This window comes from Psychrilyobacter atlanticus DSM 19335 (genome assembly GCF_000426625.1).
Taxonomy (GTDB): domain Bacteria; phylum Fusobacteriota; class Fusobacteriia; order Fusobacteriales; family Fusobacteriaceae; genus Psychrilyobacter; species Psychrilyobacter atlanticus.
Genome location: NZ_KE384547.1, coordinates 1925235 through 1948887, shown reverse-complemented (window position 1 = coordinate 1948887; position 23653 = coordinate 1925235). Strand labels below are relative to the sequence as shown.

Annotated in this window: 19 protein-coding genes; 13 read left to right on the top strand and 6 right to left on the bottom strand. The window is 32.5% G+C overall.

All coding sequences use genetic code 11. The annotated features are described in order from the left end of the window. The first annotated feature begins 9 nt into the window (after positions 1 to 9). Positions 10 to 282, top strand: coding sequence for a hypothetical protein (locus K337_RS0109790; protein WP_028856454.1), 273 nt, complete (start codon positions 10 to 12; stop codon positions 280 to 282). Positions 283 to 352: 70 nt separating this feature from the next. Here the strand turns inward: K337_RS0109790 and K337_RS0109785 are convergent, their stop codons facing one another. Then, complete coding sequence (locus K337_RS0109785) at positions 353 to 661, bottom strand: thioredoxin family protein (RefSeq protein ID WP_028856453.1); 309 nt, start codon at positions 659 to 661, stop codon at positions 353 to 355. A gap of 261 nt (positions 662 to 922) precedes the next feature. Between K337_RS0109785 and K337_RS0109780 the strand changes: the two genes are divergently transcribed. After that, positions 923 to 2206, top strand: coding sequence for an L-cysteine desulfidase family protein (locus K337_RS0109780; protein WP_028856452.1), 1284 nt, complete (start codon positions 923 to 925; stop codon positions 2204 to 2206). Between the two features lie 25 nt (positions 2207 to 2231). On the opposite strand, the gene K337_RS0109775 is transcribed toward K337_RS0109780, so the two are convergent. Beyond that, positions 2232 to 3578 carry an MATE family efflux transporter gene (locus K337_RS0109775; RefSeq protein ID WP_028856451.1) on the bottom strand — a complete coding sequence of 449 codons (1347 nt, stop codon included), beginning with the start codon at positions 3576 to 3578 and terminating at the stop codon, positions 2232 to 2234. Between the two features lie 205 nt (positions 3579 to 3783). Here K337_RS0109775 and K337_RS0109770 point away from each other — a divergent pair, with 205 nt between their 5' ends. The 6 genes from K337_RS0109770 (at position 3784) to K337_RS0109745 (ending at position 15090) form a co-directional block, all read left to right on the top strand. After that, on the top strand, positions 3784 to 4935 hold the full coding sequence (locus tag K337_RS0109770; RefSeq protein ID WP_028856450.1) for a MalY/PatB family protein: 1152 nt from the start codon (positions 3784 to 3786) through the stop codon (positions 4933 to 4935). A 793-nt stretch (positions 4936 to 5728) separates the two neighbouring features. After that, positions 5729 to 6718, top strand: a complete 990-nt coding sequence (gene ftsY, locus K337_RS0109765) for a signal recognition particle-docking protein FtsY (RefSeq protein ID WP_425414019.1) — start codon at positions 5729 to 5731, stop codon at positions 6716 to 6718. A 229-nt stretch (positions 6719 to 6947) separates the two neighbouring features. Beyond that, positions 6948 to 7943, top strand: coding sequence for a phosphate acetyltransferase (pta, locus tag K337_RS0109760; protein WP_028856448.1), 996 nt, complete (start codon positions 6948 to 6950; stop codon positions 7941 to 7943). A gap of 98 nt (positions 7944 to 8041) precedes the next feature. Beyond that, positions 8042 to 9235 (top strand): acetate/propionate family kinase, encoded by a 1194-nt coding sequence (locus K337_RS0109755; RefSeq protein ID WP_028856447.1) that lies wholly within the window; start codon positions 8042 to 8044, stop codon positions 9233 to 9235. A 554-nt stretch (positions 9236 to 9789) separates the two neighbouring features. Continuing rightward, positions 9790 to 13314 carry a pyruvate:ferredoxin (flavodoxin) oxidoreductase gene (nifJ, locus tag K337_RS0109750; protein ID WP_028856446.1) on the top strand — a complete coding sequence of 1175 codons (3525 nt, stop codon included), beginning with the start codon at positions 9790 to 9792 and terminating at the stop codon, positions 13312 to 13314. A 270-nt stretch (positions 13315 to 13584) separates the two neighbouring features. Continuing rightward, positions 13585 to 15090, top strand: a complete 1506-nt coding sequence (locus tag K337_RS0109745) for an ABC transporter substrate-binding protein (RefSeq protein WP_028856445.1) — start codon at positions 13585 to 13587, stop codon at positions 15088 to 15090. Between the two features lie 153 nt (positions 15091 to 15243). On the opposite strand, the gene K337_RS0109740 is transcribed toward K337_RS0109745, so the two are convergent. Then, complete coding sequence (locus tag K337_RS0109740) at positions 15244 to 16596, bottom strand: MATE family efflux transporter (RefSeq protein ID WP_028856444.1); 1353 nt, start codon at positions 16594 to 16596, stop codon at positions 15244 to 15246. Positions 16597 to 16905: 309 nt separating this feature from the next. Between K337_RS0109740 and K337_RS0109735 the strand changes: the two genes are divergently transcribed. Further along, positions 16906 to 17808: a hypothetical protein gene (locus K337_RS0109735; RefSeq protein ID WP_028856443.1), complete on the top strand. Its 903-nt coding sequence runs from the start codon at positions 16906 to 16908 to the stop codon at positions 17806 to 17808. A 98-nt stretch (positions 17809 to 17906) separates the two neighbouring features. Here K337_RS0109735 and recR read toward each other — a convergent pair whose 3' ends face one another. After that, positions 17907 to 18500 (bottom strand): recombination mediator RecR, encoded by a 594-nt coding sequence (gene recR, locus K337_RS0109730; RefSeq protein WP_028856442.1) that lies wholly within the window; start codon positions 18498 to 18500, stop codon positions 17907 to 17909. A 372-nt stretch (positions 18501 to 18872) separates the two neighbouring features. On the opposite strand from recR, the gene K337_RS0109725 reads away from it, so the two are divergent. From K337_RS0109725 to K337_RS0109715, 3 genes are all read left to right on the top strand, one after another. Next, positions 18873 to 19790 carry a SphA family protein gene (locus K337_RS0109725; RefSeq protein WP_028856441.1) on the top strand — a complete coding sequence of 306 codons (918 nt, stop codon included), beginning with the start codon at positions 18873 to 18875 and terminating at the stop codon, positions 19788 to 19790. 99 nt (positions 19791 to 19889) lie between these two features. Continuing rightward, positions 19890 to 20306 (top strand): cyclic nucleotide-binding domain-containing protein, encoded by a 417-nt coding sequence (locus tag K337_RS18180; protein WP_037029314.1) that lies wholly within the window; start codon positions 19890 to 19892, stop codon positions 20304 to 20306. A gap of 176 nt (positions 20307 to 20482) precedes the next feature. Then, complete coding sequence (locus K337_RS0109715) at positions 20483 to 20863, top strand: hypothetical protein (RefSeq protein ID WP_028856440.1); 381 nt, start codon at positions 20483 to 20485, stop codon at positions 20861 to 20863. Between the two features lie 124 nt (positions 20864 to 20987). Here K337_RS0109715 and K337_RS0109710 read toward each other — a convergent pair whose 3' ends face one another. Next, positions 20988 to 21299 carry a DUF496 family protein gene (locus K337_RS0109710; RefSeq protein WP_028856439.1) on the bottom strand — a complete coding sequence of 104 codons (312 nt, stop codon included), beginning with the start codon at positions 21297 to 21299 and terminating at the stop codon, positions 20988 to 20990. A gap of 193 nt (positions 21300 to 21492) precedes the next feature. Between K337_RS0109710 and K337_RS0109705 the strand changes: the two genes are divergently transcribed. Continuing rightward, complete coding sequence (locus K337_RS0109705; RefSeq protein ID WP_028856438.1) at positions 21493 to 22350, top strand: MurR/RpiR family transcriptional regulator; 858 nt, start codon at positions 21493 to 21495, stop codon at positions 22348 to 22350. Positions 22351 to 22396: 46 nt separating this feature from the next. On the opposite strand, the gene K337_RS0109700 is transcribed toward K337_RS0109705, so the two are convergent. Further along, positions 22397 to 23281 carry an acyl-ACP desaturase gene (locus tag K337_RS0109700; RefSeq protein WP_037029312.1) on the bottom strand — a complete coding sequence of 295 codons (885 nt, stop codon included), beginning with the start codon at positions 23279 to 23281 and terminating at the stop codon, positions 22397 to 22399. Between the last annotated feature and the right edge of the window lie 372 nt (positions 23282 to 23653).

Genomic DNA, 23653 nt, shown 5'->3' with positions numbered 1-23653 from the left:
GGGAGTAATTTGAAAAAAATGCAGTTAGAAATAAATGGGGATATGGTAAAAATAAATGATATTCTAATTTTTGGTGTACACGATCTTGAGATTGGGGATGACTATGTACTGTTAAAAAAAGACAGTGATAATTTAATCCATTTTATCGATCATGAAAAAGAAGCTAATCCTTATTTTACTGTAATACGAATAAAAGATGGAGCGAGGTTAGCTCATAACTATAGATACTGTAACTTTAAACCTATAGAGATAATGGAAGGTTACCACAAAAAGACTTTATGAGTTTTTTAAAAAATATAATCTAAAAAGAATTTTGAATTTTCTGAAGAGGCTGGTTTATACCAGCCTTTTTTTATAATAAAAACTCTTTATATTTATAAATTTTATCTTTTAATTCTGAAATTCTTAAAAATCGACCTTCCCTATATACTTCCTTTCCCATAGCAAACATAATGACTGTAGGAGCAGTAAATACATTATATTTGGTTCCGACCTCTCTATTATCCTCTATGTAGATATCTATAAATTCGATTTTTTCTGACACTGCAACTTCCTCGACCTTTGGTAGAAGTTCAATACAGACGCTGCAGCTCCTGCTCTTTACATACAAGATAACAATTTCTTCACCTTTTATAGTTTTAGTGATCTTATCTAAATTCATATGAAACCTCCTCGTTTTTATAAAATTATACTCTATTATCAGCTTATATGCATATCTATTATAAAAAAACATGGATTTATAAGTTTAAATTGATATTTTAATAAAAAATTATTATCTTGTATGATAGAAAAAAATTAAGTTGTACTAAATATCGGTTAAAATACGTTAATTCGAACATAAAATGTTGCTTTTTTTTTGTTTTAGGTGTATAATCCACATACAATATAATAAAAAATTATCACGATAGATTGAGGGGGAGTTATGGACGTTAAAAAAATTGTAAAAATATTAAGTGAAGAAATAGTACCAGCAGAGGGGTGTACTGAACCCATTGCTATAGCCTATGTAGGGGCAAAAGCTGTAGAAATTCTGGGAAAAACTCCAACTAAATTAGATATATATGTTTCTGGAAATATGATAAAAAATGTTAAAAGTGTAAATGTTCCAAATGGTGGAGGAATGGTAGGGATAGAGGTTTCTGCTGTTATGGGAGCTATTGCTGGAAATGCAGATGCAGAATTAATGGTTATCAGCAGTGTTACGCCAGAACAATTAGAGGACGTGAAGGAGTTTATTGAAAATAAAGAGATAAATATAATTCATGAAAAAACAGATGTAAAGTTATATGCAAGAGTTATTGCTTATAATGGGGACGAATCTGCAAGTGTTGAGATAAAACATCTACATACTAATATTACAAAAATAGAAAAAAATGGAGAAACTTTGATAAATAGAGCTTGTAACGATACAAATTTTGTTTCAACTGAGGAAGACAGATCTATCCTTACAATTGAAGGGATCTATAATTTTGCTAAGACGGTAGAATTATCTGAGATAGAAGATGTTTTTAAGATGGTGGTAGATTATAACTCTGCAATAGCGAAAGAGGGATTAAGTGAAAAATATGGTGTAAATATGGGATCGATGATTCGTGAAAATATGGAAAAAGGTATATATGGAGATGACCAAAAAAATAGAAGTGCTAGTTTAGCAGCAGCAGGATCAGACGCAAGGATGGCAGGATGTCCATTACCAGTAATGACTACCAGTGGAAGTGGAAACCAGGGAATGACGGCTTCATTACCAATAATTCAATATTGCAATGATAATGATTTGAGTTATGAGCAAATGATCAGAGGATTAGCTTTTTCTCACTTAGCTTGTATTCATATCAAAACAAATGTAGGTAGATTATCAGCTTATTGTGGGGCTATATGTGCATCAGCAGCTGTTAGTGGAGCTCTAGCTTTCGTAATGGAAGAAAGTTTAGAAGTTGTAGCTGATTCAATAACTAATACTTTAGGAAATGTTTCAGGGATGATTTGTGATGGAGCCAAGGCATCTTGTGCTATGAAAATAGCCAGTGGAGTTTATGCAGCATTTGATTCACTACACCTTTCAAAAGCTAAAAAAGTATTATCTAATGGAGAGGGAATAGTAGGTAAAGATATAGAAAAAACTATAAAAAATATCGGTATCTTATCTCAAATAGGGATGAATGGAACGGATGAAACTATCTTAGGAATAATGACAAATAAATACTAAATTAAAAAAACCTATGGAAAAGATACTAGGGAGTATCTTTTTCATAGGTTTTTAACATATATATAGTATAGGAAACAAGGATGATAACGGCACTCCAATTTACTACAAGGATTCCTACCCAAACACCATATATTGGATTAGGGAAAAGCACTATTAAGATAGGAAATAATAATAGGGGGAGCAAAAATTGCCGGTAGACCCCTATAAAAATAACAAAATTTGGCTTTTTAAGACCTTGAAGGACAGCCACAGAGATGTTTAGAAAAACGTAGGAGTTAAAGGCAAAGGTTTCAATATTTAAATAGGTAACACCATATTTTATAACTTCCATATCGTCTGTAAATAATCTTAAAAAATATTTTGAAAAAGGGAAGATGATAAACATAGCGGTGGTCATTATAAGAAGTCCATAGATGAGACCTAATTTATATACTTTTTTTATCCTATCTAAATTCCTAGCACCAAAGTTTTGACCTGTAATACTTAAGATAGCTATATTTAATCCAATAGTAGGAAGAAGTGCCATCTGTTCGACTCTCATAGAGATACCGTAGCCTGCTACTGCAGAGCTGCCACCTACATCTAAAACAAAATAGTTGATTACAAAAACTCCTAAAGCCATACTCATCATATTCAGACTAGCTGGGAATCCTTGCTTTAAAATTTCTGAATAATGATGAAAATCAGGTTTTTTAAGACGCAATTTTATTTCTGAAAATAAAGGAGATCCTATAACTTTTTTTAGGAGATAGAAAGATCCTGTTATTTGGATAAAAACTGTAGCTAAGGCAAGACCTGCAATCCCCATATTAAAAACTAATATAAAGAGAGGATCTAAGATTAAATTTAAGAAAAAACCAAGGATAAGAAAGTTTCTGTAAGGTTTGGTGTCTCCTTGGGCAGAAAGAATTGCATTGAAGGAGCTATTCAAGATGAAGAATAAACTTCCTCCCATAATTATATGGATATATTGAACACCGTAAATTGTGGTTTCTGTAGGAGCGTTTAAAAATCTAAATGTAGTCCCTGTGAGGACAATTCCTAAAAAGGTAACGAAAAAACTTAAAATAATTCCAAGACTTATAGAATCTTCAGATATATCTCTGGCAGTTTTTGTATTTTTCTCTCCTAAAAGATTGGAGATGAGGGCTGTGGTACCGGTTCCCATTCCAGATCCAATAGATATCAGGATGAAAAAAAGTGGGAATGAAAGGGTAAGACCTGAAACTGCATCAGATCCTATATAACTGGCATAGAGGGTATCTACAATGTTAAATAAGGTATTGAATAAAAATCCAATGCTTGAAGGGATAGCTATTTTTTTTATGAGACATCCAATGTCTCCTTGAGTTAGATCTAAATGTTTACTCATAGTTTATCTCCTTTTTAGTGTTTCCTACAAATTACTTTGCAGGAGAACTCGTATTGTATAAAATGTTCTAATATAAATATTATGCCATAAAAAAAATTGAAATGCTCAGAATTACCGGAGAAAAAATAGAAGTTTAAATATAATATTTATATCTTTTTGTAAATGACTGAAGTATAATATTAAGAAAAAACAGAGGAGGTTAAAGATGGTTGATTTTAATAAAAAAATAGATAGAAATAAAAATGATTCAAGAAAATGGGCAGGAAGAAAAAGTTATTTTGGAAGGGAAGATATCCTGCCTATGTGGGTAGCAGATATGGATATAGAAGCTCCTAATGTGGTGATAGAAACTTTAAAAAATAAAGCTAATCAAAAGATATTCGGTTATACAATGGAAAACGAAAGATATATAGGTAGTCTAGTAAACTGGGTCGAAAAAAGACATGGCTATAAATTATCTTGTGATAAAATTGCTCACTCTCCTACTGTAGTGACCACTCTAAATCTATTGATCAAGGCTCTGACTGACGAAGGGGACAAAATAATGATTCAGTCTCCAACTTATCCCCAGTTTGTAAAACAGATTAAAAATAATGGCAGAGAATTAGTTGTAAATGAACTGTTAAAAAAAGAGGGCAGGTATGTAATTGATTTTATAGATTTTGAGGAGAAGGTAAAGTGCTCCAAGGTATTTATATTATGTAACCCTCACAACCCTAGTGGAAGGGTTTGGGAGAGGGAAGAGCTATCAAAAATCGCAGAGATTTGTGTGAGACACGGAGTTAAGATAATCTCCGACGAAATTCATAGTGATCTGATCTTAGAGGGGAAACATATTTCAATAGCCAGTCTAGGTAAGGAAGTGGAAAATATTGTATATACATGCCTTTCTTCTACTAAAACCTTTAATCTGGCTGGAATTCAAAGTTCCTTTGTAGTTTTTCCCACAATAGAGGAAAAAGAAGGTTTTATAGATGAACTTTCACTGATTGGAGTTCATGAACCTAATAGTTTTTGTATGGATATGGTGATATCTGCCTACAATAATGGGGAGGAGTGGTTGGAAGAACTCTTAAATCATCTGAGAGGAAATATAGAATTTGCTATAGATTATATAGGTGAAAACATTCCTCAAATTAGAGTGGAGAAACCAGAGGCTACTTATCTGCTTTGGCTGGACCTGAGAGAATATGGAATGGATAATGAAATATTAAAAGAAAGATTAGTGGAAGATGGAGGATTGGCTCTGATGATGGGGGGCGCTTTTATGGGTGATGGATTTGCAAGGATGAATATAGCCTGCCCTAGATATATGTTAGAGGATGGATTAGAAAGATTGAAGAAGGCTTTTGGATAGAGAAGATCTGTGTGAATCAGAGAATTTCTGTGTCCGCAATATTCTTAGTTTATGAAATAAACTTTAGAGATATTGGTGATGTCTATATTGGGTAATCTCAACAGAGATTGTGTTCAAAGGATTTAAAAGAAAGAAATAGAACGTTGATGCTGTCGCATACATGGAAGAAACTCTAATGAACACGAGTTTGTTCTTTTGGTTAAAATCAAAAAAAAGCAATTTTTAGTATCAGGTTGTTCAGATTAAAAGGTAAAAAAAAGAATTTAGGCTTGGTTTTATGACAAAAAAAAATAAATATGTTAATATTTGAGTACAAAATCAATAAAATGCTAGGAGGAAAAAGATGTTTAAAAAATTATTTGGGTTTGGAAAAAAGAAAGTTGATACTGATGAAAAGTTAAAAAAAAAAGAAGAGGAAGAAAAAAAAGAACTGGAACAATTGAAGGTTAAAGAGGAAGAGGAAAGAAAGGAACTGGAGGCATTAGAAAATCAAAAAGAAGCTGAAAGGGTTGAATTAGAAAGAAAAGAAGAATTAAGAGCTAAAAACGAAGAGTTGGAAATAGAAAAAGCTAAGCAAAAGAAATTGGCAGAAGAAAATGAAAGATTAAAAGCTGAAGAAGAGGCTAAAAGAAAAGAGTTAGAGGAATTAAAAGTTAAAGAGGAAGAGGAAAGAGAAAAACTTGAAAAATTAAAAATTAAAGAGGAACAAGAGAGAAAAGAATTAGAGGAATTGAAGGAGAAAGAGGAGAGAGAAAGAGGAGAATTAGAGAGATTAAAGGCTGAAGAGAATAGAATAGCCAAAGAAGCTGAAGAAGAGGCCAAAAGAAAAGAGGATGAAGAATCAAAGAAGAAGGAAGAAAAATCTAAGAAAAGAGGATTTTTTAAATCTTTAAAGGAAAGACTTGTAAAAACCAGAGAAGGGTTGTTTGGAAAGATGAAAACACTTTTTGCTGGTAGAAGTGTTATAGATGAAGAGATGTATGAGGAGTTAGAGGATCTGTTGATTCAATCGGACATCGGTATGGATATGACTCTGAAAATAGTAGGAGAGCTAGAAAAGGAAGTTAGAAAAAGAGGGATCAAAGATCCTAACTTGGTCTATGATGTGTTAAAAGATGTAATGGAAGGGTTCTTGATCGCTGAAGGGACGGAGTTAGAAGTGGATAAACCTGGGATGAATATAGTCTTAGTAGTAGGGGTAAATGGAGTAGGAAAAACAACTACCATTGGAAAATTAGCTGCTAAGTTTGTAAAAGATGGTAAAAAAGTAGTGATAGGTGCAGGGGATACATTTAGAGCTGCAGCAATTGAGCAATTAGAAGAATGGTCAGATAGAGCAGGTGCAGATATCATAAAGCATGAGCAGGGAAGTGATCCAGGTGCAGTGGTATTTGATACGCTAAAAGCTGCAAAAAATAGAGATGCTGATATAGTCATAATAGATACAGCAGGAAGATTACATAATAAGAACAACCTTATGAAAGAATTAGAGAAGATAAACATCATCATAAAAAAACATGTAGGGGAAGCAGCCTATGAAAGTTTATTAGTAATAGATGGAACTACTGGTCAAAATGGCTTGAACCAAGCTAAAGTATTCAATGAGGTAACTAAATTGAGTGGCTTTGTAGTGACTAAATTAGATGGAACAGCTAAAGGTGGGATAGTATTTGCTATATCTGAAGAGTTAAAAAAACCAATTAAATTTATTGGTGTAGGAGAAGGGATAGAGGACCTCCGTGAATTTAAATCTAAAGAGTATATAGATGCTATTTTCGAATAAAAATTAAATTTGGATAAAAATAAATCAAAAAAAGCTTTCAAAATAAACGTAAAAATAATATAATAGTTATGTTAGTAAAAAATGGTATAAAAAATGTGCTTATGGGAACAAAAGTTTGTAAATGAAACACTAGGTTCTAACCGGTTGTAAGAAAACAAAAACCATATGTACAACTAGAGTAAAATATGTTAATATAGGTTTCATATTATATAGATCGGGAGGATGACTAATGGGAATCATTAATCAAATAAAAGAAAAATCTAAAATCGCACAAAAGACTATCGTTTTACCAGAAGCAACTGATGAAAGAGTATTAAAAGCAGCACAAGAAATCGTAAAAGAGGGATTGGCTAAAGTTGTATTAGTAGGAAACGTAGAAACTTTAAATGCAGAAGCAGCAAAAGTAGGAGCTAACTTAGAGGGAGCTACTATAATAGATCCAAACACTTTTGAAAATATAGATGCTTATGTAGCTAAATTAGTAGAAAGAAGAGCTAAGAAAGGAATGACTCCAGAAAAAGCTAAAGAGATCTTAACTACAGATGTTAACTTCTTTGGTGCTATGATGGTAGCTTTAGGAGATGCAGATGGAATGGTATCTGGATCAGATTCACCTACAGCAAACGTACTTAGAGCTGGATTCCAAGTAATAGGACCTAAGCCAGGAATGAAAACAGTATCATCTGTATTCATCATGGAATTAAAAGATAAAGTTGAAGAGTATGGAAACATCTTAATATTTGGTGACTGTGCAGTAATACCAGAACCTAATTCTCAACAATTAGCTGATATTGCTATGGGTGCAGCTGAAACAGCTAGATCAGTAGCAGGAATTGAGCCAAAGGTAGCATTAATGACATTCTCAACTAAAGGATCAGCTAAACATGATTCAGTAGATGTAGTGGCAGAAGCAGGCAAGATATTAGCTGAAAGTAATGTAGACTTCGAATTTGAAGCTGAATTACAAGCTGATGCAGCATTAGTAGCAGCAGTAGGAGCTAAAAAAGCACCTGAATCAAAAGTAGCAGGAAACGCTAATATCTTAGTATTCCCTAACTTAGCAGCAGGAAATATCGGATATAAATTAGTACAAAGATTAGCAGGAGCAGAAGCTCATGGACCGTTATTACAAGGTTTAGCAGCACCAATCAATGACCTTTCAAGAGGTTGTTCAGTATCTGATATAGTAAACTTAACAGCAATAACATCAGTACAAGCTAACTAATAGATAAAATAGTAGGAGTTAGAGATAGCTCCTACAAAAATAATATAGATGATAAGTGAAATATATATCATCAAATAAAATCTAGGAGGAAATAATTAATGAAAGTTTTAGTAATTAACTGTGGTAGTTCATCTTTAAAGTACCAACTAATCAACCCAACAACTGAAGAGGTATTCGCAATAGGTCTATGTGACAGAATTGGAATTCACGGATCTAAGTTTGAGTACGAAGTACCAGCTACAGATTTCGAATTAGAATTAGAGCATGATATGCCTACACATAAGGAAGCTTTAGAATTAGTGTTAAACACATTAACAGGAGAGCACGGAGTAATTGCAGATATCAAAGAAGTTGACGCAGTTGGACATAGAATAGTACATGGTGGAGAAGAATTCACAACATCTGTATTATTAGATGAAAAAGTAATGGCAGGGATCGAAGCTAACAACGAATTAGCTCCATTACATAACCCAGCTAACTTATTAGGTGTAAAAACTTGTATGGAACTTATTCCTGGAAAGCCTAATGTAGGAGTATTTGATACAGCATTCCACCAAACTATGCCAGCAAAAGCATTTATGTATCCATTACCATATGCTGACTACACAGAGTTAAAAGTAAGAAAATACGGATTCCACGGAACTTCTCATAAATTCGTTTCTGGATTAGCTAACGATTTATTAGGAAACCCTGCTAACTCAAAAGTAATCATATGTCACTTAGGAAACGGAGCATCTATATCAGCTGTTAAAGATGGTAAATCAGTAGATACTTCAATGGGATTAACTCCATTACAAGGATTAATGATGGGAACTAGATGTGGAGATATCGATCCAGCAGCAGCATTATTTATCAAAGCTAAGAGAGAGTTAACTGATAAAGAAATCGATGCTAGAATGAACAAGCAATCTGGAATCTTAGGAATCTTCGAAAAGTCATCTGACTGTAGAGATCTTGAAATTGCAAGAGGAGCTGGAGATGAAAGAGCAGCATTAGCTATCGATATGATGACTTATAGAATCAGAGCTTATATCGCATCATACGCAGCAGCTATGGGTGGAGTAGACATGATCTGTTTCACAGGTGGAATTGGAGAAAACTCTAACTTAATAAGATCTAAATCTTTAGAAGGATTAGAATTTATGGGTGTAGAATTAGATGAAGCTGTTAACTCAGTAAGAAAGAAAGGATCTGTAAAATTATCTACAGAAACTTCTAAAGTAGCTATCTACAAGATTCAAACAAATGAAGAATTAGTAATCGCTAGAGATACATTAGCAATAGTTAAATAATTTTAAAGCTGCCAGATTAATCTGGCAGCTTTTTTTATTACCTAGAAAATTCTACCAGTAAATGGTATGACTAAAATATTAGTAGTTTACTCTGTAAATATAGAACTTTGAGATAAAACTTACTGAATAAATAAAAAATTATAAAAAAATTGGGTTATGTATGTTTGGATACAGCTCCACGTTGCTTTTTTATTTAGATGTAGAAATAGACTGTATATCATTTTTAAACGATATGTATTGGCAGATATCAAATTTGTAAAAAAATGTCCATAAAACACAGAAATATAGGGGGATTTGTAAAGTATAATCGTACAAAAACTTAGAGAATCAAAGGTTTTAACCTCGATAATACTAAGTGAAAAAAATAATTAAATGTGTGGAAGTGGTTATATATGACGTTTTAAGGACGAAAAAAGTGTAAAAAGAGATAAGTTTAAAAAAATAATAATGAATTATTGACAAAATATTGCTAGTGAAGTAAAATTGTACATGAAAGATATTTTATTTTACTGACACCAATAAAATATAATTAAAATTTTCAGGAGGTCAAAAAAATGGCTAAAACTATGCAAACAATGGACGGAAACCAAGCTGCAGCGTGGGTATCATACGCATTCACAGAAGTAGCAGGAATCTATCCTATAACACCATCATCACCAATGGCAGAATACACTGATCAATGGGCAGCTCAAGGTAAGAAAAACTTATTCGGAGTACCTGTAAAGTTAGTAGAAATGCAATCGGAAGCAGGAGCAGCAGGATCAGTTCATGGAGCGTTACAAGCAGGAGCTTTAACGACTACTTATACAGCATCACAAGGATTATTATTAAAAATACCTAACATGTATAAGATCGCTGGAGAACTATTACCTTCAGTAATCCATGTATCAGCTAGATCATTATCAGCTCAAGCATTATCTATATTTGGAGATCACTCAGATATATATGCTGCAAGACAAACTGGTTATGCAATGTTGGCCTCTGGATCTGTACAAGAAGTAATGGACCTTGCAGGTGTGGCTCATTTAGCAACATTTAAAACAAGAGTACCTTTCATGCATTTCTTCGACGGTTTCAGAACTTCACATGAAATCAACAAAGTAGAAGTAATGGATTATGCAGATTTAGATAGATTATTAGATAGAGATGCTGTTCAAGCATTCAGAGATAGAGCAATCAACCCTCATCACCCAGTGACAAGAGGAACAGCTCAAAACGATGACGTTTATTTCCAAGCTAGAGAAGCTCAAAATAAATATTATGATGCAGTACCAGCAGCAGTTTTAGAATATATGGAAGAAATTTCAAAGATTACAGGAAGAGAATATAAGCCATTTACTTACTATGGAGCAGCAGATGCTGAAAGAATAGTAGTAGCTATGGGATCAGTTACAGAGACTATCAAAGAAACTGTAGATCATTTAGTGGCATCAGGAGAAAAAGTAGGATTATTAACTGTTCACTTATACAGACCATTCTCTGCTGAGTACTTCATGAATGTTTTACCTAAGACAGTTAAAACTATATCTGTATTAGATAGAACTAAAGAACCTGGAGCAAACGGAGAACCTTTATACCTTGACATAGTTGAGTTATTCAAAGATGACAAAAATGCACCAAAAATCGTTGGAGGAAGATACGGATTATCTTCTAAAGATACTACACCTGCTCAAATAGTAGCTGTATTTGAAAATGCAAAATTAGATACTCCTAAAGAAGGATTCACAGTAGGAATTATCGATGACGTTACTCACTTATCATTACCAGTAGGAGAATCTGTATCAGTAGTTGCTGATAACGTAAAAGAATGTTTATTCTTCGGATTAGGATCTGACGGTACTGTAGGAGCTAACAAAAACTCAATCAAAATCATAGGAGATAAGACTGATCTTTATGCTCAAGCTTACTTCGCATATGATTCAAAGAAATCTGGAGGAGTTACTAGATCTCACTTAAGATTCGGTAAAGACCCTATCAGATCAACTTACTTAATCAACAGACCTTCATTCGTAGCATGTTCTACACCATCTTACTTAGGTAAGTATGATATGACAAGTGGATTAAAAAAAGGTGGATCATTCTTATTAAACTGTGTATGGGATGCGGAGGAAACTGTTGCAAACTTACCTAACTCAGTTAAGATCAAATTAGCTAAAGCAGAAGCTAAGTTATTCATCATCAATGCAAACAAATTAGCATCTGAATTAGGATTAGGAAACAGAACTAACACAATAATGCAATCTGCATTCTTTAAGTTAGCTAATGTAATTCCATTTACAGAAGCTCAAGAATATATGAAAGAGTATACTTATAAGTCATACATCAAAAAAGGTCAAGATATCGTTGACATGAACTACAATGCAATTGATAAAGGAGCAGACGAGTTAGTAGAAGTTACTGTAGATCCAGCTTGGATCAACTTAGTACATGAAACAGCTGAAGACGCTTACAAAGGTTCTGCATTCGTAGAAAAAATTGCTAAGCCAATAAACGCTATCAAAGGATATGATTTACCAGTATCTGCATTTGACGGATATGAAGATGGTACATTTGAAAATGGAACTACAGCATTTGAAAAGAGAGGGGTAGCAGTAAACGTACCTCAATGGATTCCTGAAAACTGTATCCAATGTAACCAATGTTCATTTGTTTGTCCACATGCAGTAATCAGACCTTTCTTAATCAATGAAGAAGAAAAAGCTAATGGACCAGAAGACATGAAAACTTTAAAAGTTATCGGAAAAGCTGAAGGTGTAGAATACAGATTACAAGTTTCACCACTTGACTGTACTGGTTGTGGAGTATGTGCAAACGTATGTCCAGCACCTAAAGGAAAAGCTTTAGTTATGACTCCAATTGCTGAAGTTATGCCTGAGCAAAAATTCGCTGATTTCTTATTCAACGAAGTAACTTACAAGAAAGAAATTATGGGAACTGCAAATGTTAAAACTTCTCAATTTGCACAACCTTTATTCGAATTCCATGGTGCATGTGCTGGTTGTGGAGAAACTCCATACATCAAGTTAATCACTCAATTATTCGGAGATAGAATGATGGTAGCAAACGCTACTGGTTGTTCATCAATATACGGTGGATCAGCTCCATCAACTCCTTACTGTACAAACGGTTGCGGAGAAGGTCCAGCTTGGGCATCATCATTATTTGAAGATAATGCAGAGTTCGGATACGGAATGCACGTTGCTGTAGAAGCATTAAGAGATAGATTAGAAGTAGAAATGGAAACAATCATGGATAAAGTTACTCCAGAAGTAGCAGAATTATTCAAAGAATGGATTGAAAACAGAACTGATGGAGAGAAGACTCAAGAAATCAGAACTAAATTATTACCATTAATCGAAGGTAATGAAGATGCTAAAGAAGTAACTTCATTAAAAGATTACATCACTAAGAAATCACAATGGATCTTCGGTGGAGACGGTTGGGCAAATGACATCGGTTACGGTGGAATAGATCACGTTTTAGCTACATCTGATGATATCAACATCTTAGTAATGGATACAGAGATGTACTCAAATACTGGTGGACAAGCATCAAAAGCATCACCAACTGGATCAGTAGTTAAGTTTGCTGCAGCTGGAATGCCATTAAAGAAGAAAGATTTAGCTGCTATCTGCATGTCTTATGGACATATCTATGTAGCTCAAGTATCTATGGGTGGAAGTCAAGCTCAATACTTAAAAGCTGTTAAAGAAGCAGAAGCTCATAAAGGACCATCTATCATCATTGCATACGCTCCTTGTATCTCACATGGTGTAAGAAAAGGTATGGGTCACTCTCAAACAGAGATGAAGTTAGCTACTGAATGTGGTTACTGGCCATTATTCAGATTTGATCCTAAATTAGAATTAGAAGGTAAGAACCCATTACAAATCGATTCTAAAGAACCTAACTGGGACAAATATGAAGAGTTCTTATTAGGAGAGACTAGATACTTAACACTAACTAAATCTAATCCTGAGAGAGCAAAAGAATTATTCGCTAAGAATAAAATGGAAGCTCAAAAGAAAATCAGACATTATAAGAGATTAGCTGCACTTGACTATTCTCAAGGTCTATAATTTATCCTCTTCCTTTTAGGAGTAAGAATAAAGTAGACATATAGAAAAAGGACTGGAAATTTTCCAGTCCTTTTTTGCATATCATAAGATTAATAAATTTTAATAATACATAATTAATATATTGGTTCAAAATGAGTGAAACTTAAGAAACAAGATACAAAGCCATAAAACATAGGCGAAAAAGAGTATAGATTTAATTAACAATTGATTTCTAGATGGACTATAGATGTTATATAATCAAGTTATATCATATAAATAGGGGGAATAATTTTGAAAAAAATACTATTATGCTTGGTTAGTTTATTTTTATTTATCGCTTGTGGTGAAGAAAAAGAGAAGAAGGTTAAGGATACGCTAATTTTCTCTCAGTCTTCAGAGTTAAGAACATTAGATCCGCAAATGCACACCGATATCTACTCAAGGAGGGTTTTAACAAATGTTTTTGACAGATTAGTAGAAAAAAATATCGAATTGGAAATTGTACCTGGACTAGCAAAAAATTGGGAATATTTGGATGAGACCACTGTACTTTTTAATTTGAAAGAGGGAATATTATTTCATAATGGAAGTGAGCTAACTTCAGAAGACGTTAAATATTCTTTGGAAAGAGCAAAGGAATCTCCAATGATTGGGGTATTGTTTAGCTTAGTAAGTGAAATAGAAACACCTGATAAATATACAGTAATAATAAAAACGGAGGAGCCATTTGGAGCCTTATTTCATCACTTAAGTCACATTGGAGCTTCTATCGTAAACAAAGAATATAATGAAAACACAGATGAAGTCGCTTTAAATCCAATGGGAACAGGGGCATATAAAATGATAGATTGGAAAGCTGGAGATAGAGTTGTATTGGAAGCTCACGACAAATATTACAAAGGTGAAGCTCCTATTAAGTATGTTCATGTGAGAAATATTCCTGAAGAAAATAGTAGGGTGATAGGTCTAGAAACTGGAGAAATTGATATATCTATGGATATAGCATCAATTTCTAGAACTTCAGTTATTGAGCATAAAGATCTAACTCTTCACGAAGTAACTTCATTAGGGGTGTCATATATGGGTTTAAACACAGAAAAAGGGGCATTAAAAGATAAAAAGGTAAGACAAGCTATTGCTTTGGGAATTGACAGAGATATAATAATTGAGACTATATTAATGGGAGCAGTTACAAAGGCTAATGGATTATTGGGACCGGGAGTTTTTGGTTACTCAAAAGATGCTACAACCTTAGGGTACGACCAGGAAAAAGCAAAGCAACTGTTAAAGGAAGCTGGATATGAAAAAGGAATAGATATGAAAATGACAATAAGTGGAAGTGAAACTAATTCACAAATAGCTCAAATTATGCAGGCTCAATTAAAAGAAATCGGAATTAATTTATCACTGGAACAAATTGAATGGGGTGCATTTTTAAATATTACTTCTAAAGGTGAAACGGACTTATACTTGATGGGGTGGTCAAACTCATCGGGGGATGCAGATTATGGTTTCACTCCTATGCTACATAGTTCTATGAAGGGGAATGCCGGGAATAGAAGTTTTTTTGAAAATTCAGAATTTGATGCTCTTTTAGAAGCTGCGAAGATAGAATTAGATGAAGGTAAAAGAAAAGTATTGTATGCTAAAGTTCAAGATATCATGAATGAAGAAGTGCCTATCTATCCTACAAATTTTTCTGCTGCAAGTGGAGGAGTTAATAACCAAATAGTTGGGTATGTGCAATCAGAATTAAATTTACCATATTTCCATGATTATTCATTTAGAGTTAATTAATAAATGTATATATGATAATGGGAGTTATTTATCTGAAGGACTGGGATTTTCCAGTCCTTTTTTTATTATCTAGGAAATCATACCCGCAAAGGGTATCACCAAAATTTTAAGGTTTATTACAAAAAAATTTGGATGCAGCGTCATGTTGCTTTTTTATGCCATGATATATTTATTCTTCTTTTTCCATAGACCTGACAGATAAAATAGGATGGAGACAACTCCTATGGCATTCGTAGCAATTGCTGTAGAATACCATAATGACCTTTCTCCTACAAAAATTCCCAGGATGAAAACCAGCGGGATTCTCAGCAGCCATAATCTAATAATGGTTATATACATGGATATCTTAGTATAACCGGCTCCCTGATGTACCCCCATAATGATCTGAGAGATCCCCCATGCAACAGCTGTAGGAGTTGTAGCAACAAAAAATTCTTTTGTAAGTTTTTTTATTGATGGATCGGAAGTAAAGAAAGAGAGGATATTCTCTGAAAATAAAATTATAATAACCGAACCTAAGAGACTGATAAAAATACTTATAATTCCTAATTTTTTTACAGCTTCTTCGACTCTTTTTATCTTTCCAGCACCGATGTTCTGACCAGCAATGGTAGTCATCGTAGCGGATAGACTGGTTCCCATGCTGAATAGAATACTATTTATCTTATTACCTAGACCCACTGCTGCAATAACAGAACTACCATAACCAACAGCATAGGAATTGATAAGCATATTCCCCAAAGGAGAAGTAGATTTAGTGATGACAGCAGGGATTCCCAAAGCAAGTATGTATATAAGATCTTTTCTTGATATTTTAAGGTGCTCTTTTGAAATCCTTAATCCTTTTCCCTTATAAAATAGGTCATAGATCCCATAGATAGTTAAAAACCCTTTTGAAACCACCGTGGCTATGGCAGCTCCTTCAATTCCTAAATTCATTTGAAATATTAAAATAGGGTTGAGTAAAAGGTTTAGACCAAGGGAAGCAATATTCAAATATAAAGGCTTCATGGTATCTCCTTCAGCTTGTTTTATGGAGAGATAACATACGTTTATAAATGTAAAAAAGGTTCCCCAAAGAATAATTTTTAAATAACGAGAACTCTCTATTAATAATATTCCATGGGCATTTAATGTTTTAAGGATTGGATCTGAAAGAAAAACTCCTGCCAGTCCAATAAAGATAGATAAAATTGATGCTAAAAAAATAAGGTTACCGATATTTTTTTTAGCACCATCGTAGTTTTTGGCTCCTATATTTTGAGAAACCATAGACAGCATAGGAACTGCTAATCCCATTCCAATAGCCATGATTCCATTTATTATTGGATCAACAAAGGTAAGGGCTGCTACCTGTATACTTCCCATCTTCCCCATAAAAAACATATCTGTAAGGGTATAGGCTCTTTGAATCAGCTCACCAATCATGAGAGGAATGGAGATCTTTAAGATTACTTTGTAGAGACTTTTATTAACTATTAAATCTCTGTGTTTTATATATTTCATTTAAAACTCCTTATATTATTAATTAGCTAAAAATAACTCTTAGATAAGTTTAGCCAGAATGAAAAAATCTTTATATTTTATCATATATTTAGTACTTTAACAACGGTAGTTTGTACGAGCCTTAAGTTATAAGATTAAAATTATAAAAAATGAAATTAATATTATTTATATATTCGAGTTATTTTAAGGCTATTTTTATAATTTTTTAATCTTAACTTGTTTAAACTTAAAAAAGTAGTATAATTGTAGCAATGATTTAAAATATAGGGGAATGAGATCATCTATAAAATTAAAGTAGGGGGAAGAAAAATGGTTGAAAAGTTAAAAAAGAGAAGAGGGAATTCAAAATATATCCTATCATTTCCTATATTTATTGTACTATTTACTGTAAATATAGGACTTTATCTACTGGTATCACCAAAGGCGGTATATTTATTTTTTATACTGGGAATTATTGAATTTATCTTGGCCAAAAAAAGGTTTAATTGGGTAGTAAAATCTTCTAATATGAATATTTTATCTGCTTTATTTCTCCTGCTGCCAAGTATGATGGCATTGATATTTAACAATAAGAGTGAAGGATTTCCAATAGGGGTAGCAGGATTGATTGTTCTGCTGGGACTTAGAATATACCTCATGGTAACAAAAACTAAAAAAAGAGTTGTGATGAGGAGTTCTTCTAGTGGTTTATTCAATCTAATAATTCTTACATTATTTGTATCAAATTTTTATTTTATGATCTTTTATAACTATCAAAATAAAGTAAAATGGGTATCAAAAGTTCCCAGCGGAATAACTTCTAATCTGAAGTTTTCAGATCAAAATATTTCCTTCTTGACCAATGATGATTTTTTGAGAAAAGATGTCTATAATTTTCCTCAGACCTATACGATTGATAAAGAAAATGGAAAAACAAAGGATGTAGAAAAAGGATATAAATTCTCTGAAGAATTCAGCCCATTTAAAGGAAAGGTAGAAAAGATAAGATACCAGAATTTAGAAATTTCAATTACCGGGGATAAATTATACATTGAAGATATTTCTTCGAAAAAACAATTATTTAAATTTATAGTAAATGGGGATATAGTAACAACTCCTACTATAAAAGATAATATACTTTATCTTGCAGCTAATGGAAGGGCTGTCATGGATAAGATAAAAAGAACAGATGTTTATGCAGTAGATATAGAGTTTTTATTAGGAGAGAAATAGTAGGGATAAAAGATGTTATTTTAAATTTATTAAAAAAAGTTAAAGAGAACCTCTATAAAAAATCACTCCCTAATTAGGAGTGATTTTTTATATCTTACTTATTGTTCTTTTCTATCGTTTAATGCTCTGTTGATAGTAGCAATATCAGAAAATTCGATATTTCCACCCATGGGAATTCCACTGGCAATCTTAGAGATCTTAACGCCAAATGGTTTGAGTAGTTTCATGAGATACATAGCCGTAGTTTCTCCTTCTAAATCAGGGTTAAGAGCTAGGATGATCTCATCTATTTCTTCAGCAGCCACCCTAGTTAAAAGTGATTTGATATTTAATTTATCAGGAGTTATACCACTTAGAGGGGCAATCTTACCATTTAAAACATGGTATTTACCGTTATATGATTTTGATTTTTCCAAGGCGATAATGTCTCTATTATCTTCTACTACACATATGACAGAGTTATCTCTACTTTCATTATCACATATATCACAGATAGGAGATTCGCTTAAGTTCCCACAAACTGTACATTTTTCAGTATTCTCTTTTACCTCATAGACAGCCTTCACAAATTCCTCTATCTCATTTTTTTCCATCTCTAGGATGTGAAATGCCAATCTGCTGGCAGATTTCTTTCCAATTCCTGGAAATCTATAAAAATAATCTGTTAATTTCTCTATACTTTTTGTTGCCAAATTTTCCACCTCTTTAAATTTAAATATTATATCTATTATTATAACATTTAAAACAATAAACTTCACCTTAAAGAAAAGAATCAATCAGATTGGCAGTTCTAGGAAGTTATTTCAAGAAGTTTAAAAAACACGCAATTGAATAAGATAGTTGAATTAAAAAGAAAGAATATTCTTGTAAAAAATATTTATTCCTCTTTTTTTAGTGTAAAATCTTTTTAATTTCTCTCCCTCTTTTTAAATCTTTTAAAGAAATTTTGAAAAAAAAAGGAAATAGACCAAGTATAATCGAATAAAGAAGTATATGGATAAATTGAGTGTGCAATTCTCGGCACTTAGGCCACAAAAAATAAAATTAGAAAGGAGGTTATAAAGATGAAAAAAATTATAGTGTTTTTATTGTCCTTATTACATTTGACAATTATTTATGGAGCTGAAGGCGGGTATAGTAACTATATTCCTGGAACATATGGAGATTTTGGAATGGCATTGGAGCCACCTCATGGTCTTACTATACGGAATGATATATATTATTATGGTGCGAGCACCAATAAAACAATTAGAAACACAGGGATTGATGTGGATGGAGATATCACAATGAAGATGGATCTACTTACTATGATATACAACACAAAGATTGAGTTTTTTAATGGAAATTATGCCTATGGAGCAGCAATACCTCTTGTGTATCTTGAGGTTAAAGGTGGATCAAACTTCGGAAGATTTAATGAGAACGCAAAGGGATTGGGAGATCTCACTCTTATTCCAGGAATGTTATTTTGGAATGAAGGGAATTATCATTTTAGCTTAGGAGAATTTATAATCATTCCAACTGCTGATTATGATGAAGAGGCTGAGGCCAATACTGGCCTTAACTACTATTCATTTGACACCAACTTTGCTGCTACATATTTAAATCCAGAGACTGGTCAGGATTATTCTGTTAATATAGGGCATATCTATAATACTGAAAATAAAGATACTGACTATCAAACAGGACAAGAATTTCATATCGATTTAGTATTAAATCAGTTTTTTTCAGAAAATTTTGCAGTAGGAGTGCATGGATTTTATCTTAAACAGTTTACAAGTGATCAGGTTAAAAATGATACTGCCAACAGTTTGTTAAGTGGTTTTAAAGGCGAAGCCGCTGGATTTGGCCCGGCAGTTATGTGGGCAACTAATATTATGAATCAGGATGTTACTTTTATAGCGAAATGGTTATATGAGTTTCACGCAGACAATAGAATTGAAGGAGATCATCTTTTTCTTAGCTTTGCTTTAAGCTTGTAATTAAAAGCTTAAATATTTAAAACCAATTATTGAGGAGAAAAAATGAGAAATAATATTTAAAAAAATATAAAAGAACCTAATGTAAAGGGGGAAATTATTATGTCTAAAAAGGAACTGAGAAATAAGGTTATTGAACTCTTGTCAAAGACATCTTTCTTTGGAGGAATAGCCAGAGAAGATATAGATTTTTTTATAGAAAAACTTATAGAAAGAAGTTATAGTGCCGGAGAAAATATCTTTGAAGAGGGAGAAACAACAGAGGACTCCTATCTTCTTTTAGAGGGAGAGGTAAAGGCAGTCGTAGGAGGGAGAACAGCAGATAAATTTTATCCAGGAATGTTTTTCGGAATAATCGCCCAAGTAGGTATCCCTAAACATCTTGCAACAGCAATTGCCGATACAGATATTATTCTAGTAGTGATCCCCAAGACGACTCTCTCCCTTTTGGAAAAGCAAAAGCCCGAACTCTATGGAAAGATAATACTCAAAATGTGGAAAGATACCTCAAATTGCTAAAAGAAATAAAAGAATGGATTCCTGGTTATTGGATATAAATTCATCACTTAAACTAGAATAAATATTTAATTTTTATTCTTATTGATTTTGGCTGATATAGGTGATATTCTTACTTTAAGAGAGATCTAAATGTCAGGTTATTTAATAATAAACTATCTTAAACATGGAGGTTAAATATGAAAAAAATGTTATTCTTAATTTTGATTTTATCAGTCGTATCTTTTAGTAAAGGTGACTTTGAAGCTAGTGAAGACATTCTTGAAAAACAGTTTGAAATTGAATACTCTGTTATCAGTGATGGAAAAACACAAATTAAAGATATTGAATATGACCTAACTATTTCTCAAAATAGAGCTATATTAGAGCTTGAAATTGAATCAACATTTGGAGATGCTAACTGGTCTAAACTTGATAAGCAAATATTTGAAAAAGTAATCTTTAAACTGGTTAAAAGTATAAGGTCAGAAGTTAACAATCCAAAGCTTGATGTAACTGTTTTTGTAAAGCTAGATAAAAAAATTGGAAGTGATAAAACTTTGTTTAATAAAACTTACTAAATAAAAGAGCAGTCATTGCTCTTTTTTTATTACAGGAACAATTCATCCCTTGTTTTCGGAAAAATCAGGGAAATCTTCCAATAAAAAAAATGAAGGATTCCCTTCATTTTTATATAACCACTATTTAGTTATTTTCATTCATTTGGTTAGCTTGCATCAATTCCTTGATACTTTTATTAAGATCTCTTCTTTCCTTTGAAAACTCAGCAGTTTTGATGATGAAATCATCGATTCTATCCTCGTAGTCACTCTTCATACTTTGAATGATATCTTTTATCTCATCTGTAGTCATATTATCTTTGATATATGATGATAAGTTATCTAATAATTCAACCCTTTTTCTGTTGTCTCTTATTTTTTTTTCAACATCAGTTACTTCTCTTTTGATTTTATTTTTTCTTCTCATGTTTCTTACGATTTCTAAAGCGTTATCCATAATTTGTCCCTCCTATAAATTAATTGATTGTTACTACCCCAATAGTATAACATATCATCTGTAAATATTTAAATATATAGCGGATTAAATTCTGCTCATTAAACTTTAATTTTGTAATTTTATTTCAAAAAAAAATAAAATTTTGCACAAATTTCAATAATGCTTTATAATTTGTAAAGGGGGTTGAGTAAAAATGGATTGTATAACAAAATTAAAGGAAATGAAAGAGGTATTTACAAAGACAGAAAAAAAGATAGCTCAATATATTTTAGGAAATTTAGAAAACATAAAGGGAATGAGAGCCAAAGAATTAGGAGAATTAATAGGTATAAGCCAGCCCAGTATAATTAGGTTTGCCAAAAAATTGGGATATAAGGGATTTCCGGAATTTAAGATAGCTCTAAGTGAAGCAGTAATAAGGAAAAAATCAAAAAAAACTAAGATAGTACACGATCAGATTTCAATGGATGACATAAGTTCGGAAGTTATAAAAAAAGTGGCGTATCAAAATATTGAGGCTATAAGAAATACTACTTCTATTGTGGATGTTTCAGATATGGAAGAAACTGTAGGTGCCATATGCAAGGCAAGAAATATCTATATTTTAGGAGCTGGATTTTCAGGTCTGGTGGCCAAGAATTTGATGTATAAATTGTTGGAGATAAATCTAAGTGCCAGTTATTTAGATGATACCCATGTACAGCTGACTAGTATGAATAATACCACTCCCGATGATCTGGTCTTTGCTATATCCCACAGCGGACAGACATATGAGATAATCAAATCTGTTGAGATAGCGAAAAAAAATGGAGCAAAGGTAATTACTTTGACTAAGGTATTGGAAAATCCACTGAGTAAGTTAGCAGATATAGCCATTAAAACTGTAGCTGAAAATGTTAATTTCAGGCTGACTGCGATTTCATCTACAATAACTCAGCTGACAGTGATAGATGCAATTTTTATCCTCCTCAGTAAGATTAACTATGAAAAAAACTTGAGTTTAGCTAAGAAAAATACAAAGACAGTAAAGATATTGAAAATAAAAAAGTAAAAAAAGTCATCTTAAATTTAGATGACTTTTTTTATTTGACGTTACTTTATCTAGTTTTTAATCTAGCATTAATTCTTTTGATCTTTTCTAAATATTTTAAAATGTTTTTCTGAGCTTCCTTCCCTTCTGGAGTTGTGGGCTCTAATTTAGCAATTTTCCATCTTTTAATAAGAACTTCTAAAACCTGGTTTACATATTCGTCCGGGCCATATCCGGCTTTTTGAATTACCTTCATCCTATCATCAAAATCACTCAAAGATCCTCCGGGCATTTTGAAGTTTTTAATTACAGGCCAGACATGTGTTATTAAATCAGGATTCAGCTCTAGGTGTGCATCAACTATCTGGTTGTAGAAGGCATAGTGAGATGATTCATCCTTGGCTATTCTGAGGAGTAAATCACTCAGTCCAGAGTCATATTTTTGTGCATATTTAGCTATATTTCTATAAAATACAACTGTTCCCAATTCCTGTAACGAAGTGTATACCATAGATGCCAAAGGTTCCGACAAGATAGAGTCCCAGCCGGTAGTAAGAATTTCTTTTTTTACTTTGGTAAGCTCCTTAGGGTCAGCATTTCTAGTCAAGATTAAGTAAGTTTCCAAAGCTGCGGCATGCTGGTCTTCCTCACTTACCCAAGTATGTACAAAGTTTTGCAGCGGCTCTAAACTATCTGTAAACATATTATTTAAAAAAGTAGTATACCAAGGAAGATTTAATTCTGTCAGCATAGAAGTTTCTATTGCTGTAATCAACTCCTGAGGCAGGGTATTTTGTGATTTATCATAGGGCAGGGTGGAGAAAGACTGCCCCTTATCCCAAGGCATATATTCGTAGAAATTCCATTCCATTGATTCACTTTGTTTTTGGTGTCTTAAGTATAAATTCATTATTTTTTCTTCTAAATCTATTTGATTTTTAATTGTATTCATCGTTACCTCCATATTATTAATCCTTAATATTTTTCTATAAACAAAGTTTACTAAACAAGTAAAGAAATGTCAACAAAAATATAATAACACCTGAAATTTTATTTTTCTAAGGTGATTATTTAGAATATTTGGTGAGTTCAATCCTTTTAATACCAAGAGTTTATAATATTCTTGAGTTAGATAAAATTTCCTGCACGGAATTTTTTTATTATCATAGTTGGATACCTTTAATTAAATTAATTTAAAAAAAGTATCCATAGAATTGTCATGACTTTAAACTTTATATTCATAATTTCGACCGATAAGATCCTGATAAACTTTTTGCAACACTCTTACTAATAGTGTAAAATGAACTTATATAAATATATTAAT

Excerpts from the sequence above, each read along its gene's own strand:
- K337_RS0109710 (WP_028856439.1), bottom strand. The coding sequence starts at position 21,299 with ATGGATAACGCTTTAGAAATCGTAAGAAACATGAGAAGAAAAAATAAA.
- K337_RS0109735 (WP_028856443.1), top strand. The coding sequence starts at position 16,906 with ATGGTTGAAAAGTTAAAAAAGAGAAGAGGGAATTCAAAATATATCCTA.
- K337_RS18180 (WP_037029314.1), top strand. The coding sequence starts at position 19,890 with ATGTCTAAAAAGGAACTGAGAAATAAGGTTATTGAACTCTTGTCAAAG.
- K337_RS0109775 (WP_028856451.1), bottom strand. The coding sequence starts at position 3,578 with ATGAGTAAACATTTAGATCTAACTCAAGGAGACATTGGATGTCTCATA.
- K337_RS0109700 (WP_037029312.1), bottom strand. The coding sequence starts at position 23,281 with ATGAATACAATTAAAAATCAAATAGATTTAGAAGAAAAAATAATGAAT.
- K337_RS0109705 (WP_028856438.1), top strand. The coding sequence starts at position 21,493 with ATGGATTGTATAACAAAATTAAAGGAAATGAAAGAGGTATTTACAAAG.
- K337_RS0109715 (WP_028856440.1), top strand. The coding sequence starts at position 20,483 with ATGAAAAAAATGTTATTCTTAATTTTGATTTTATCAGTCGTATCTTTT.
- K337_RS0109770 (WP_028856450.1), top strand. The coding sequence starts at position 3,784 with ATGGTTGATTTTAATAAAAAAATAGATAGAAATAAAAATGATTCAAGA.
- K337_RS0109755 (WP_028856447.1), top strand. The coding sequence starts at position 8,042 with ATGAAAGTTTTAGTAATTAACTGTGGTAGTTCATCTTTAAAGTACCAA.
- K337_RS0109725 (WP_028856441.1), top strand. The coding sequence starts at position 18,873 with ATGAAAAAAATTATAGTGTTTTTATTGTCCTTATTACATTTGACAATT.
- K337_RS0109740 (WP_028856444.1), bottom strand. The coding sequence starts at position 16,596 with ATGAAATATATAAAACACAGAGATTTAATAGTTAATAAAAGTCTCTAC.
- pta (WP_028856448.1), top strand. The coding sequence starts at position 6,948 with ATGGGAATCATTAATCAAATAAAAGAAAAATCTAAAATCGCACAAAAG.
- K337_RS0109785 (WP_028856453.1), bottom strand. The coding sequence starts at position 661 with ATGAATTTAGATAAGATCACTAAAACTATAAAAGGTGAAGAAATTGTT.
- K337_RS0109780 (WP_028856452.1), top strand. The coding sequence starts at position 923 with ATGGACGTTAAAAAAATTGTAAAAATATTAAGTGAAGAAATAGTACCA.
- nifJ (WP_028856446.1), top strand. The coding sequence starts at position 9,790 with ATGGCTAAAACTATGCAAACAATGGACGGAAACCAAGCTGCAGCGTGG.